The sequence below is a fragment of the Streptomyces sp. ADI95-17 genome, from assembly GCF_003846175.1.
Classification (GTDB): Bacteria; Actinomycetota; Actinomycetes; order Streptomycetales; family Streptomycetaceae; genus Streptomyces; species Streptomyces sanglieri.
This window is the reverse complement of the sequence record NZ_ML123048.1, coordinates 400,297-413,827: the sequence shown is the minus strand read 5'-3', so window position 1 is coordinate 413,827 and position 13,531 is coordinate 400,297. Positions and strand designations below refer to the sequence as shown.

At 70.9% G+C, this 13,531-nt stretch carries 12 protein-coding genes; 3 read left to right on the top strand and 9 right to left on the bottom strand.

Features of this window, described 5'->3' with window-relative positions; genetic code table 11:
- Positions 1-3: 3 nt before the first annotated feature.
- The 5 genes from EES42_RS24950 to gndA all read right to left on the bottom strand — a co-directional run bounded on the left by EES42_RS24950 (position 4) and on the right by gndA (position 4,375).
- On the bottom strand, positions 4-678 hold the full coding sequence (locus EES42_RS24950; protein ID WP_124720492.1) for a response regulator transcription factor: 675 nt from the start codon (positions 676-678) through the stop codon (positions 4-6).
- Between the two features lie 63 nt (positions 679-741).
- The gene (locus EES42_RS24945; protein ID WP_206433563.1) at positions 742-1,074 is read right to left on the bottom strand and encodes a hypothetical protein; all 333 of its coding nucleotides are present in this window, start codon (positions 1,072-1,074) and stop codon (positions 742-744) included.
- Positions 1,071-1,826 carry an ABC transporter ATP-binding protein gene (locus EES42_RS24940; RefSeq protein ID WP_124720870.1) on the bottom strand — a complete coding sequence of 252 codons (756 nt, stop codon included), beginning with the start codon at positions 1,824-1,826 and terminating at the stop codon, positions 1,071-1,073. Before EES42_RS24940 ends, EES42_RS24945 begins: the two co-directional genes overlap by 4 nt.
- Positions 1,826-2,428, bottom strand: a complete 603-nt coding sequence (locus EES42_RS24935; protein ID WP_124720491.1) for a hypothetical protein — start codon at positions 2,426-2,428, stop codon at positions 1,826-1,828. Before EES42_RS24935 ends, EES42_RS24940 begins: the two co-directional genes overlap by 1 nt.
- Positions 2,429-2,917: 489 nt before the next feature.
- Positions 2,918-4,375, bottom strand: a complete 1,458-nt coding sequence (gene gndA, locus EES42_RS24930; protein ID WP_124720490.1) for an NADP-dependent phosphogluconate dehydrogenase — start codon at positions 4,373-4,375, stop codon at positions 2,918-2,920.
- Between the two features lie 171 nt (positions 4,376-4,546).
- Here gndA and EES42_RS24925 point away from each other — a divergent pair, with 171 nt between their 5' ends.
- From EES42_RS24925 to EES42_RS24915, 3 genes are all read left to right on the top strand, one after another.
- Complete coding sequence (locus tag EES42_RS24925; protein WP_124720489.1) at positions 4,547-5,155, top strand: TetR-like C-terminal domain-containing protein; 609 nt, start codon at positions 4,547-4,549, stop codon at positions 5,153-5,155.
- Positions 5,148-6,053, top strand: a complete 906-nt coding sequence (locus EES42_RS24920; RefSeq protein ID WP_241196569.1) for an alpha/beta fold hydrolase — start codon at positions 5,148-5,150, stop codon at positions 6,051-6,053. The genes EES42_RS24925 and EES42_RS24920 overlap by 8 nt, the downstream gene beginning before the upstream one ends.
- A gap of 175 nt (positions 6,054-6,228) precedes the next feature.
- Complete coding sequence (locus EES42_RS24915; protein ID WP_124720488.1) at positions 6,229-8,271, top strand: phosphocholine-specific phospholipase C; 2,043 nt, start codon at positions 6,229-6,231, stop codon at positions 8,269-8,271.
- 64 nt (positions 8,272-8,335) lie between these two features.
- Here EES42_RS24915 and EES42_RS24910 read toward each other — a convergent pair whose 3' ends face one another.
- From EES42_RS24910 to EES42_RS24895, 4 genes are all read right to left on the bottom strand, one after another.
- Positions 8,336-9,655: a haloacid dehalogenase-like hydrolase gene (locus tag EES42_RS24910; protein WP_124720487.1), complete on the bottom strand. Its 1,320-nt coding sequence runs from the start codon at positions 9,653-9,655 to the stop codon at positions 8,336-8,338.
- A 159-nt stretch (positions 9,656-9,814) separates the two neighbouring features.
- A complete protein-coding gene (locus EES42_RS24905) occupies positions 9,815-10,600 on the bottom strand; it encodes a 3-oxoacyl-ACP reductase (RefSeq protein ID WP_124720486.1) in 786 nt (261 codons plus the stop codon).
- 5 nt (positions 10,601-10,605) lie between these two features.
- Positions 10,606-11,994, bottom strand: coding sequence for an aldehyde dehydrogenase family protein (locus EES42_RS24900; RefSeq protein ID WP_124720485.1), 1,389 nt, complete (start codon positions 11,992-11,994; stop codon positions 10,606-10,608).
- Between the two features lie 38 nt (positions 11,995-12,032).
- The gene (locus EES42_RS24895) at positions 12,033-13,397 is read right to left on the bottom strand and encodes a glutamine synthetase family protein (protein ID WP_124720484.1); all 1,365 of its coding nucleotides are present in this window, start codon (positions 13,395-13,397) and stop codon (positions 12,033-12,035) included.
- Positions 13,398-13,531: the final 134 nt, after the last annotated feature.

Below are 13,531 nucleotides of genomic sequence, written 5' to 3'. Positions count from 1 at the left end.
GTCTCAGCCGAAGCGGTAGCCGACGCCCCGGACCGTGCCGATGCCCCGGGGGCTGTCCGACTCGCGGAGCTTGCGGCGCAGGCGGGCCAGGTACTGGTCCAGGGTGTTGTCGCTGACCTGCGCCCCTTCCGGCCAGCCCGCCCGCAGCAGTGTCCGGCGACGCACCACGGAGCCCGGGTCCGCCATCAGGCACGCCAGCAGACGGAACTCGGTCGGGGTCAGGGACACGGGGCGGTCGTGGACCGTCAGCTCGTGCCGTATCGGGTTCAGTCGCATCGTGCCGGCCCCGTCGGCGAGGGTGCTGCCGCGGTGCCCGGCACGGTTGAGAACCGCGCGGACGCGGGCCGCGAGTTCGCTGAGGTGGAAGGGCTTGACCAGGTAGTCGTCGCCGCCGGAGGCGAAGCCGGAGAGCCGGTCCGCGAGATTGCCGTGGGCCGTCAGGAAGATCACCGGAACGGTGAGCCCCGCACCGCGCATCGCCTGGCACACGTCGCGCCCGTCGGAGTCCGGCAGCCCCACATCGAGCACGACGGCGTGTACCGACGTGTCGACGGCCTTCAGGGCGGTGGCGCCGTCGGCGGCGGTCACGACGTCGAAGTCCTCGTCGCGCAGGCCACGCGCCAGGACATCGCGCAGGCCGTGGTCGTCCTCGACGACAAGAATGCGTGCTGTGGTCACCGGGCCAGTATTACGCGGTCCGCGCCTGGCACCCCCAGCGTGTTCGCGCCCCGCTCGGCGCGTTCAGGTTCTGTTCAGGTCGGGGTGTGGCCGGGGCGGAGCGGTGTGTGCGGTCAGACCGCCGGTCTGCGCGTAGCCGACCGGCAGGGCCGCCCTGGTGCCGGGCAGGTTCCGTACGGTGGACAGCATGGTGTGCGCATCTGCGCCGGTGGTCACCTGCACCTGCCAGTCCACGGACACCGAACGCACCGACTGGGACGTCATGGTGGCGCGCGTAGTGGAGAGGAAACCGCCCAGCGTGGCGAGCAGGGCGACGGCGACCATGACCCCGAGCGCCGTTGCGATCAGCCGTCCGCTGCGTACCCGCAGAAGGCCCGAGAGCCAGATTCCGATCATCGCGACTCACGTTCCCGGTCGGGAGGTTCGGGTTGCTCGTGGATGTCCGGACGGTCCGGGATCCCGGGATGTACGACACGGCCGTCGGCCATGTACCAGCGCTCGTCGAGCGCACCGGCCACCCGCGCGTCATGGGTGGTGATCAGGACGGCTGCGCCCAGTGTGTCGGCTGCGGAGAGCAGTACCGCCATCACCTGCCGGGCCGTCTCGCGGTCGAGCTGGCCGGTCGGCTCGTCGGCCAGCAGGACCGCCGGGTCGTTGGCCAGCGCGACGGCCAGGCCGGCGCGGGCGGCCTCCCCGCCGGACAGCTGCCGGGGCAGCGCACCGGCACGTGGGGCGATCCCGACCTCCCGGAGCAGCTCCTGCGCGCCGGGCCGGCCGGCACTGTCCGAAAGCCGCTGCACCAGCCGGACGTTGTCGCGGATGGTGAGGTGTTCCAGCAGGTTGCCGGACTGGAACAGCACCCCGATGTAACGGGCGCGGAGCCGGCTGCGCAGATGTTCCTGCTGGTGGGAGAGGCGTTCACCGGCAACGTGGACCGTGCCGCCGTCGGGCTCGTCGAGCCCGGCCAGACAGCTCAGCAACGTCGTCTTCCCGGAGCCGGAAGGTCCGGTCACCGCGACGATCTCGCCCTTCTCGACCCGGAGCCCGACACCTCGGAGCGCGAACGTCTCCTCCTCGCCCGCGCGGAAGAACCGGTACAGGGAATCAGCGGCGAGGCGGGGCGGCGCGGCGGTCGTCGGCACGGTCATCATGCCCACCGGAAGGAGTCCGTCACGATGTGCCACGGATCGACGTTGTCGGCTCCCACCGCGCCGGACAGGGTCAGCACGACCTGGCTGCCGTTCCTCCAGAACACGTACCGCTGCACGTCCTGGCGCACGCTCTTGCCGGTGACCTGGTCGGGCGCCGAGTCGGCCCGGTAGGTGGCCAGCACAGCGGTGCCGCCCGCGCGCTTCACGGTGCTGACGTCCCCCGCCACGACGTTCTTGGCGCTGCGCCGGATCGCCGGCAGATCGACCGAGCGCACCGACCGGACAGTGGGCGCCTTGTTGACCGCACTCGGGTCGATCCGGACGCTGTTGAACTTGTCGCTGAACACGGTGGCCCTGCCGACCTGTTGGCGGGCCCACCCCTCGGGCACCTTCACCGTGTATCCGCCGCCCGACGGCGACCACGCGACGTACACCTGGTTGTCAGGGATGTCCCCGGCCGGATTCACCTCCTTGGGAGGTGTGGCGGTGGAGGACGATGACGAGTGGGAGGCGCCGGACGAACCGGAAGAGGAGGAGCAGGCTGCGGCCCCCGTGATGACCACCAGACCGGTCACCACGGCTGACAAGGTACGACGCATGAGGACCACCTCTGTGCGAGCGAAGGAGCCGACCGGAATGCCGCCTCTGTTCCGACGCTAGGAGTCCGCCGGCCAGCGCCGTGGCCGTGGAGGGTTAGCGGGGGGTTAGGGAGCGGTTCGCGGTCTGATCCGGCCCCGGACCGGTCCGGACACCGGGCGGTGGTGTTCGGGTAGGTCACACCCCCGGGTCAGCACCGCCCCGGCGGCGACACTCTTCTGCAGGAGAGCGGTCCCGCCATATCCGGCCCCTTCCGGACAGGGGTTCACCGCGAGCCCGCCGCGCGGTCTCCTTGTACTTCACGCGCAAGCGGGCAACACCGTCGGCGGTGTGTGGATCGGGGCGCTCCGCTCGCTCGTCTCCCGGGGCGTCGCGGAGCGGTGGACGAGAGCGCGGCCCTGCCCATCACGTCTGATCCCTTCGCCTCCCTTCACCGTCCGTGATCGCAAGCCGGGGCGAATCCGCCCCGTCATCGGCTTTGCGGGTGTCGGTCAGCTCTCGACCTCGGTTCTGTCGCCGCCCCAGAGGGTGTGGAACGTGCCGTCGCGGTCGACACGGTGGTAGGTGTGTGCGCCGAAGTAGTCGCGCTGGCCCTGGGTGAGGGCGGCGGGGAGGCGTTCGGCGCGCAGGGAGTCGTAGTAGGCGAGGGCGGCGGCGAAGGCGGGAGTGGGGACGCCCTGGGCGGCGGCGGTGGCGATCACGGTGCGCCAGTCGTTCTGTGCGGCGGCGATCTCTTCGGCGAAGCTCTTGTCGGAGAGGAGGCTCGGCAGCTGAGGCCGGGCCTCGTAGGCGCTGGTGATCCTGTCGAGGAACGCGGCCCGGATGATGCATCCGCCGCGCCAGATCGCGGCGACCCTGCCGAGATCGATGTTCCAGTCGTACTGCTCGCTGCCGGCCGCGATCTCGTGGAAGCCCTGGGTGTAGGCGACGATCTTCGAGGCGTACAGTGCCTGCTCGACCTGGTCGGCGAATGCCGCCGCCTCGTCCGCACCGAGCTTGCGGGCGGTGGGTCCGGCGAGGTGGCGTGAGGCATCACGGAGGGCGGCGTGGCCGGAGACGGAGCGGGCGAAGACGGCCTCGGCAATGCCCGAGACAGGGACACCCAGGTCGAGGGCGACCTGCACGGTCCAACGGCCGGTGCCCTTCTGCTCCGCCTGGTCGAGCACAACATCCACGAAGGGCTTACCGGTCGCCGCGTCGACATGTGAGAGCACTTCTGCTGTGATCTCGATGAGGTACGAGTCCAGCCGCCCGGTGTTCCAGACGCGGAAGACGTCTGCGATCTGCGCGGGGGAGTATCCGGCCACGTCGCGAAGCAACTGGTAGGCCTCGCCGATGAGCTGCATGTCCGCGTACTCGATGCCGTTGTGCGTCATTTTCACGAAGTGTCCGGCGCCGTCAGGGCCGATATGCGTGACACACGGGGCGCCGTCCTTGGCCTTCGCGGAGATCTTTTCCAGCAGCGGCCCGAGTGAGTCGTAAGACTCCCTGCTGCCGCCCGGCATGATGCTCGGTCCGTCGAGCGCGCCTTCCTCGCCGCCGGAGATGCCGGTGCCGACGAAGTGGATGCCGCGCTCACGCAGTTGCTTCTCCCGTCGGCGGGTGTCCTCGAAGTGGGCGTTGCCGCCGTCGATGACGACATCGCCCTCTTCCAGGAGGGGGGCGAACTCCTGGATCACCGCATCGGTGGGATCGCCCGCCTTCACCATGATGACGAGCCTGCGCGGACGCTCCAGCGCCGCGACGAACTCCTGCGGGGTGTGCGCGGGGACGAAGGAGCCCTCGTCGCCGAACTCCTCGACCAGCGCGTCCGTCCTCGCGGCCGTCCGGTTGTGCACCGCGACCGTGAATCCGTTGCGGGCGAAGTTGCGTGCGAGGTTGCGGCCCATGACCGCGAGACCTGTGACGCCGATCTGTGCAGTGCCGCTCGTCTGTGCAGTGCCGTTCATCTGTGTGCTCTGCAATCTGTTTCGGGGATGCCTGGATCTTCAGCGATGCCGGGATCTTCAGTATGGATTCGGGCTGCCGCAACGGCCTGTTCGGCGTCGCCCGGATGGAGTCACCTGTGTATATTAGGAAAGTGCCTAGGGTGTCTAGGTGGGTTTCGACGGAGGTGGCGAATGGTTCGCGCGGGTCTCACGACCGAACGCGTGGTGGCGGCGGCGGCCGATCTGGCCGACTCCGTCGGCTTCGACAAGGTCACCATCTCCGCACTGGCCCGCGGCTTCGGGGTCAAGGACGCCAGCCTGTACTCGCACGTCAGGAACCTGCACGACCTGCGCACCCGGGTCGCGCTGCTGGCCGCCGGGGAGTTCATCGACCGGATCGGCACCGCGGTCGCGGGCCGGGCCGGGAAGGACGCCCTGGTCGCGTTCGCCGACGCCTACCGGGCCTTCGCGCTGGAGCGGCCCGGCCGGTACGAGGCGACGCAGATGCGGGTCGACCCCGAGATCGTCGCCGAGTCGACCGCGTACCACCGCACCGTCGAGACCACGGGCGCGATGCTGCGCGCCTACGGACTGGCCGAGCCCGATCTGACGGACGCGGTGCGGCTTTTGCGCAGCACCTTCCACGGCTACTGCGCCCTGGAGGCGAGCGGCGGCTTCGGCGCGCCCCGCGATGTACAGACGTCCTGGGAGCGCACCGTCGAGGCCCTGCACTTCCTGCTGGAGCACTGGCCGTCCGCCGCGGGTGAAGAAGCTGACGAGAGGGACAACGGGCATGGCTGACCACATGCTGCCGGAGCGCACCGGACAGCTGAAGGTGCCCGGTGCGACGCTGTACTACGAGGTCCGCGGCCAGGGCCCGCTGCTGCTGCTGATGCCGGGCGGCAGCGGTGACGCGGGGCTCTACGACCGGATGGCGGCGCGGCTGGCCGACAGCTGGACGGTCGCGGCGTTCGACCCGCGCGGCTACTCGCGCAGCGTTCTCGACGGCGCGCCGGAGGAGCAGCGGGTGGCGGTGCAGAGCGAGGACGCCCACCGGCTGATCGAGCTGCTGTCGCCGGACGGCGGGCCGGTGGCCGTCTTCGGCTCCAGTTCGAGCGCGATCGTCGCTCTGGACCTGCTCTCCCGCCACCCGGAGCGGCTGCACCGAGTGGTCGCGCACGAACCGCCGTTGGTGGAGCTGCTGCCCGATCCGGAACGGGGGCGGAAGCTCTTCGCGGCCGTACGCGACTCCTTCCGCGATGGCGGGGTGGCCGCGGCGCTTGCCACCATGACCGAGGGGCTGACGGACCCGGACGCGCCCGAGCCGGCCGGGGGCGGGCACCGGGCGGCGCACGAACCCTCCGCGCGGGAGGCCGAGGCGTTCCGGCGGATGGGGGCCAACCTCCCGGTGTTCCTGGAGCATGTGCTGTGTTCGTTCAGCGGATACGAGCCGGACCTGGCGGCCCTGGGGCGTGGGGCGGAGAAGCTGGTCATCGGTGTCGGGGAGGACTCCCGCACCCTGCTCACGGCGATTCCCGGTGCCCGGCTGGCGGACCGGGGGATCGGCAGGCTCGTGGAGTTCCCCGGCGGGCACACCGGTTGTGCCGAGGACCCCGAGGCGTTCACCGCGCGACTGCGGGGGGTGCTGCCCGACCCCGCGCCGGAGGCGACGCGGACGCCCCTGAACGGCAAGCACTGACCGTGATCCGTTTCCGCAAACATCCCATCGCATACCTTTGAATCAGCCTCTGGTGCTGATGAGTTGGCAGTACTTCAGGTAACTCTCCTGTCAAAGGTCTGGTGCCGGACCATCTGGAGCGCCACCCTGGCTTCGGCGTCCCGACGACGCATCCGAATCCGGCGAAGGCAGGCAGATGACACCGATCACCCGAAGAGGTTTTGTGGCGCTCGGCGCGGGCGTGGCGGCGGGAGCCGCCATGCCCCCGGTGGCCGCGGGCGCCGTGGTCCGGACGAGCACGGCGAGCGCGACCGCGGCGACCGGCACCATCAAGGACGTCCGGCACGTCGTGGTGCTGATGCAGGAGAACCGCAGCTTCGACCACTACTTCGGCAGCCTCAAGGGCGTGCGCGGCTTCTCGGACCGCTCCGGGATCACCATCGGCGGCGGCCGCAGCGTCTTCGACCAGCCCAACGGCACGGGGCGGCAGTATCCCTGGAAGCTCAGCGCCACTCCGGCTGCGGGCGGCGCCGATCCCGAGACGATCGCCCAGTGCAACGGCGATCTGCCGCACAGCTGGACGTCCCAGCACTCGGCCTGGAACAAGGGCCGGATGGACAACTGGGTGACGGGTGTGGGGAACGTCCGCTCGCTCGGCCATCTGGAGCGCTCGGACATCCCCTTCCACTACGCACTCGCCGACAACTACACGGTGTGCGACGCCTACTTCAGCTCGGCGCTCAGTGCCACCGGGCCCAACCGCACCTTCCTGTGGAGCGGCAAGGTGGACGCGTCCAGCAAGGACGGCGGTGACGAGTCCGGGCTCACCTGGGAGGTGTACGCCGAGGCGCTCCAACGGGCCGGTGTGTCGTGGCGCGTCTACCAGAACGCCGACGACAACTACGGCGACAACGGCCTCGCCTACTTCCGCAAGTTCACGGACGCACCGGCCGGCGACCCGTTGCACGACCTCGGGATGGCGTCGGTGAAGAAGGTGACCGGCTCCACCCCCGATGACATCGCCGCCGCCATCAAGGCCGATGTGGTGGCCGGCACCCTGCCGCAGGTGTCCTGGGTCGTCGCCAACCAGGCCTTCTCCGAGCACCCGTACGCCCCGCCCGGCGACGGAGCTCACTTCGTCGACCTCGTGTACCGGGCGCTCGCCGCCGATCAGGACGTCTTCGATTCCACGGTGCTCCTCCTGAACTACGACGAGAACGACGGCTTCTTCGACCACGTACCGCCGCCGTCGCCGCCCGCCGGAACCGAGGGGGAATTCCTCGGCGGAGTCCCCATCGGCCTCGGCTTCCGCGTCCCGATGATCGTCATGTCGCCCTGGACACGCGGCGGCTGGGTCTCCTCCGAGGTCTTCGACCACACCTCCGTGCTGCGCTTCCTGGAGACCTGGACCACGGCTCTCGGGAAGCCGGCGGCCTGTCCCAACATCAGTGCCTGGCGGCGCAGGGTCAGTGGTGACCTCACCGGCGTCTTCGACTTCGCCCATCCGGTGAACGGTGTGCCGTCCGGCCTGCCGGCCACCCCGGTGATCGGGATGAACACCTGCGGCCCCCTGCCCAACCCCGTACCGCAGAACAACGCGCTGCCCGCGCAGGAGCCCGGCACCCGGCCCGCCCGTGCGCTGCCCTACCAGCCCGGCGGTGATCTGGACCGGCTGGAGTTCGGTGCCGCGGGAGCCGTCAAGCTCTGGCTGACCATGACCAACAAGGGCGCACCGGCGACCCGGGCCGCACACTTCTCGGTGCACCCCAACGCCTACCGTTCGACGGTGCCGTGGCAGTACACCGTGGACGCGGGCGGCACCGCCACGGACTTCTTCAACATCGGCACGGGCAACGGAGACGGCAAGTACGACTTCACCATGGCCGGACCCAACAGGTTCCTGCGCCGGTTCACCGGCGACGCCACGGCGGCGGGCAGGTCCTGTGAGGTGGCCGCCCGTTACGCCGACGCACCGGACACCGGCAGGCCCGCCCTGTGGTTCACCTTCACCAACACCTCGGCGAGCGCCGTCACGTTCACCGTGACCTCCGGCCAGTACCGGAGCGACGGCCCCTGGACGTACACCGTCCCGGCCGGCGGCAGCAAGGAGGACTACTTCAACGCGGTGACGCAGACCAAGGGCTGGTACGACTTCACGGTGAGGATCAGCGGTGACGCCTCCTGGTCGCGGCGGTACACCGGACACATCGAGACCGGCGCGGCGAGCGTCAGCGGCTGAGAAGCAGGGCGCGTGGTGGCCGGGGCAGCAGGAGCCGGGCCGCGGCCACCACGCGTACCGGGCGTCAGCCCGCGAAGACGGTGTCGTGCTGATCGGGGATCACACTGCCGTCGCCACGGAGCACCGGCCCCGAGGTCCCGTCCGACGCGGTGTAGCCGGTGGTGGCACACGGATAGGCGCCCTTCAGCCGGCCCTTCGGCGCGATGAACATGGGGTTGACCAGCCACCTGCCGTCCGCGTCGTCGTAGGAACGGCACATCAGCTCGGCCTTGTTGCGGTTCAGGGCCAGTCGCAGCCCGGTCGCGTCACGGAGCATCGACACATCCGTGTCGGAGTCCCCGGCGGCGAACACCGGGCGCCTCGCGGGGTCCTGCACCCGGGAGGCGGCCGCACCGCGCACACCGAAGATCTCCTTGTTGATCCAGCAGCGCTTGCCGTCGATGTAGGTGATCTGCGAGTCCTCGCCGGGGCGCGCGGTGCCGCAGGCGCTCAGGTGCGAGGTGTAGCGGCCCCGCTCGGTGGTGGACCGGATGCCGATCACGTTCCCGGGCGCGACATCGACACCCCTGGCCCAGACGTCGACCACGGGCTGCGGTGACGCGGAGACGATCCACACGTCGAATCCGGCCCGGCGCAGCGTGCGGATCAGGTCGCGCTGCTGGTCGTAGTAGCGGACATAGCCGGTGGCGTCGGTGGTGCTGCCGACCCGCTGGGTGGCGCCCACGGGGGCGGCCAGGTTCTCGGCGCGGGCCGCGGCGGCGAAGGAGCGCACCTGCGCCGCCGTCCAGCCGTGGGTGAGCTGGGCCAGCCAGGCGTACGAGGGTTCCATCGTGCGCCGGTCGTGGCCGGCGAACGCGTCCTGCCCCGAGGTGGTGGTGGCCTCGCTGTAGACGGAGAGGATCTCGTCGGCGCAGACGGTGTCGGTCGCGGTCGGCAGGGTGCGGTCGCGGCCGGTGCCGTCCGGGCAGGCGGCGCGCAGCGAGTCGGCCGCCGCGTCGGTGAGGTAGCGGCTGGTGGTGCGCCAGTCACCGTGCTCGGGCTGCCGGATCCGGGAGTTGCGCAGCATCCAGAACATGGTGGCGTCACCGACGTCGTTCTTGATGACGGTGTTGTCCCAGTCGAAGACCGCCACCGGCGCGGCCCGGCCGTCGCGGTGGTGCGGCGAGCAGCTTCCGTAGCGGTCGATGAGGTGCTGGACACGGGCCTGGTTGGCCCCGTACCAGCCCGTGGAGACGGACAGCCGCGGACAGGCGCGGCCGGGGCGGTCGTGGGCCCCGGCGGGTGCGGTGACGGTGGTCAGGGCCGCCGCCAGCGCGAGCGCGGTGACGGTCAGCCGTGCGGCGGAACGCCGTACGGGCCGGGATGCGGGACGGGGTCTGGGCACGCCGAGGACACTCCTGTGGTGTGGGCGGACATCGGGGACGGGGCAGACGGAACGGCCGGGCGTCGGGTGACGCCCGGCCGCGGGCCCGGTGGCCGCCCGGCCGGGCGGCGTGGTCGTACGGTCGGGGGCGCGGTGTCCCGCGGCCCCACCGCACGCCGTCTAGAGAGGGGTGACGTAGGCGCCGGAGATCCCGCCGTCGACCAGGAAGTCCGTGGCGTTGACGAACGAGGAGTCGTCGCTGGCCAGGAAGGCCACGGCGGCGGCCATCTCGGTGGGCTCCGCGAACCGGCCGAGCGGGATGTGCACCAGCCTGCGCGCGGCCCGCTCCGGGTCCTTGGCGAACAGCTCCTGGAGCAGCGGGGTGTTGACCGGTCCGGGGCACAGCGCGTTGACCCGGATGCCCTCCCGTGCGAACTGCACTCCGAGCTCGCGCGACATGGCCAGCACGCCGCCCTTGGACGCGGTGTAGGAGATCTGCGAGGTGGCGGCGCCCATCCGGGCCACGAAGGAGGCCGTGTTGATGATGGAACCCCTGCCCTGACGGCGCATGTACGGGATGGCGGCCTTGCAGCACAGATAGACGGAGGTGAGGTTGACCTCCTGCACCCGGCGCCAGGCTTCGAGACCGGTCTCCAGGATGGAGTCGTCCTCGGGCGGCGAGATCCCCGCGTTGTTGAACGCGATGTCGACCGAGCCGTATGTGTCGAACGCGGCCTTGAACAGCGCCTCGACCTGCTCGGCGTCGGTGACGTCGGTACGTACGAAGAGGCCGTCGACCTCCTCGGCGGTGGCCTTGCCGCTCGCCTCGTCCACATCGGCGCAGACGACGTGCGCGCCCTCGGCGGCCAGGCGCCGGGCGGTGGCCAGCCCGATGCCGCTCCCGGCTCCGGTGACTACGGCGGTGCGGCCGACCAGGCGGCGGCAGACAGCGGTGGTGTCGGTCATGGTGCTCAGGCCTCCGTGCTGATGAAGACGTTCTTGGTTTCGGTGAAGGCGGCGAGTGCGTCGGGGCCGAGCTCGCGCCCCAGCCCGGACTGTTTGTAGCCGCCGAAGGGTGTGGCGTAGCGGACGCTGGAGTGCGAGTTGACCGAGAGGTTCCCGGCCCGCAGCCCCTGGCCGACCCGCAGCGCACGGGCCACGTCACGCGTCCAGATCGATCCGGCCAGACCGTATTCCGTAGCGTTCGCCAGTCGTACGGCGTCCGCCTCGTCGTCGAACGGCAGCACCACGGCGACCGGCCCGAAGACCTCGTCGACGGCCACCGGGGCATCGGGCGACACCCCGGCGAGCACGGTCGGCGGGTACCAGAAGCCGGGGCCGTCGGGCGCCGAGCCGAGGACCGTCCGTACGCCGTCGGGCAGGGCATCCACGAACCCGCTCACGCGCTCCCGCTGGACGGCCGAGATCAGCGGACCCATCTGGGTCTTCTCGTCCGACGGGTCGCCGACCACCACGGCGGCGACGGCCGGTGCCAGCAGATCGAGGAAGCGGTCGTGGACCGAGCGCTCGACCAGGATGCGGGTCCGGGCGCAGCAGTCCTGGCCGGCGTTGTCCAGGAAGGACATCGGCGTCCCGGCCGCCGCGGCCTCCAGGTCGGCGTCGGCGAAGACGACGTTGGGGCTCTTGCCGCCCAGTTCCAGGGTGAGGCGCTTCACGCGTTCGGCGCAGCGGGTCATGATGTGCTTGCCGGTCCGGGTGGAGCCGGTGAAGACGATCTTGGCCACCCCGGGGTGGTCCACCAGGGCGGCGCCGGCCACCGGACCCTCGCCCGGCAGCACCTGGAACAGTCCGCCGGGCAGCCCGGCCTCCAGGGCCAGCTCCGCCAGGCGCAGCGCGGTCAGCGGGGTGGTCTCGGCGGGCTTGAGCAGTACGGCGTTGCCGGCGGCGAGCGCCGGGGCCGCGCCCCAGGCGGCGATCGGCATCGGGAAGTTCCACGGGGCGATGACCCCGACGACGCCGAGCGGTTCCAGCAGGGTGAAGTCGATGCCGCCGGCGACCGGGATCTGCCGGCCCAGCAGGCGTTCGACGCCGCCGGCGCAGTAGTCGAGGAGGTCGCGCACATTGCCCGCCTCCCAGCGGGCGTTGCCGATGGTGTGACCGGCCTCGCGGACCTCCAGCAGGGCCAGTTCCTCGATGTGTTCGTCGACGGTGGCGGCGAACCGGCGGAGCAGCCGGGCGCGGTCGGCGGGTGCCGCCGCGGCCCAGACGCGCTGGGCGGTGGCGGCGCGGGCGACGGCCGCGTCGACAGCGGCGGCGTCGGTGGCCGGGACGGTGGCGATGACCTCGGCGGTGGCCGGGTTCAGGATGTCCAGGCTGTGCGGTGCGGACTGGTGGGACACGTGCGGGCCTCGATCGGGAGTGAGGGACGGGACGGCGGTCACAGGCGCTCGAAGGAGCGGCGCAGCTCCCAGTCGGTCACGGCGGCGTCGTAGGCGGCGAGTTCGACACGCGCCATGTTCAGGTAGTGCGCGACGACCTCCTCGCCGAACGCCTCCTTGGCGATGGGGCTGGCCTCCCACAGGTCGGCGGCCTCGCGCAGGGTGGTCGGCACCTGCTCGTACTCGGCGGTGTAGGCGTTGCCCGTACAGACCTCCGGCAGTGCCAGCTCGTGCTCCACGCCGTACAGCCCCGCGGCGACCAGTCCGGCGGTGGCCAGGTACGGATTGACGTCGCCGCCGGGCAGCCGGTTCTCGAAGCGGCGGGAGCGGCCGTGGCCGACCACCCGCAGGGAGCAGGTGCGGTTGTCGTGGCCCCAGGCGACGGCGGTCGGCGCGAAGGAGCCGGGCTGGAACCGCTTGTAGGAGTTGATGTTCGGCGCGTAGAGCAGGGAGAAGTCGCGCAGGGCGGCGAGTTGTCCGGCGAGGAAGTGCCGCATCAGGTCCGACATGCCGTCCGGGCCGTCACCCGACATCGCGTTGTCGCCGTTGTCGTCGGTGAGCGAGAGGTGGATGTGACAGGAGTTGCCCTCGCGCTCGTCGTACTTGGCCATGAAGGTGAGCGAGACGCCCTCCTGCGCGGCGATCTCCTTGGCGCCGGTCTTGTAGACGGCGTGCTGGTCGCAGGTGACCAGTGCCTCGTCGTAGCGGAAGGCGATCTCGTGCTGTCCGAGGTTGCACTCGCCCTTGGCCGACTCGACGGTCAGCCCGGCCGCCTGCATCTCGTTGCGGATGCGGCGCAGCAGGGGTTCGACGCGGCCGGTGCCGAGGATGGAGTAGTCGATGTTGTACTGATTGGCCGGGGTCAGCCCGCGGTAGCCGCGGTCCCAGGCCTGCTCGTAGGTGTCCTTGAAGACGATGAACTCCAGCTCCGTGCCCACCTGGGCCCGGTAGCCGAGGCCGGCCAGCCGGTCCAGCTGGCGGCGAAGCACCTGGCGCGGTGCGGCGACGACCGGGCCGCCGTCGTTCCAGGCGAGGTCGGCGACGAGCAGTGCGGTGCCCTCGTGCCAGGGCAGCAGCCGCAGGGTGTCGAGGTCCGGGACCATCGCGAAGTCGCCGTAGCCGCGCTCCCAGGAGGACATCGCGTAGCCGTCGACGGTGTTCATGTCGGTGTCGACGGCCAGCAGATAGTTGCAGCCCTCGGTACCGTGCTCCAGAACCTCGTCGAGGAAGAACCCGGCGGCGAACCGCTTGCCCTGGAGCCGGCCCTGCATGTCGGGGAAGGCCAGGACGACGGTGTCGATGGCCCCGCTCGCCACGAGCGAGCGCAGCTCCTCGACGGCGAGCGGGGGTGTGCGGTCTGCCACGGGATTCCTCCTTGGGTGCACCGAGATCCATAAGGTATGACAGGGAACCATTGCTTGGGAAGAGGGCCCGGCCGACGGTGGTGAATCGCCTCCGGAGGCGCCTGGCGCACCCGCCACGAGCTGGGCGCACATCC

Bases quoted from the DNA above. Each gene is read 5' to 3' on its own strand.
- EES42_RS24945 (WP_206433563.1), bottom strand. From the start codon at position 1,074: ATGATCGGAATCTGGCTCTCGGGCCTTCTGCGGGTACGCAGCGGACGG.
- EES42_RS24940 (WP_124720870.1), bottom strand. From the start codon at position 1,826: ATGACCGTGCCGACGACCGCCGCGCCGCCCCGCCTCGCCGCTGATTCC.
- EES42_RS24935 (WP_124720491.1), bottom strand. From the start codon at position 2,428: ATGCGTCGTACCTTGTCAGCCGTGGTGACCGGTCTGGTGGTCATCACG.
- gndA (WP_124720490.1), bottom strand. From the start codon at position 4,375: ATGAACGGCACTGCACAGACGAGCGGCACTGCACAGATCGGCGTCACA.
- EES42_RS24925 (WP_124720489.1), top strand. From the start codon at position 4,547: ATGGTTCGCGCGGGTCTCACGACCGAACGCGTGGTGGCGGCGGCGGCC.
- EES42_RS24920 (WP_241196569.1), top strand. From the start codon at position 5,148: ATGGCTGACCACATGCTGCCGGAGCGCACCGGACAGCTGAAGGTGCCC.
- EES42_RS24915 (WP_124720488.1), top strand. From the start codon at position 6,229: ATGACACCGATCACCCGAAGAGGTTTTGTGGCGCTCGGCGCGGGCGTG.
- EES42_RS24905 (WP_124720486.1), bottom strand. From the start codon at position 10,600: ATGACCGACACCACCGCTGTCTGCCGCCGCCTGGTCGGCCGCACCGCC.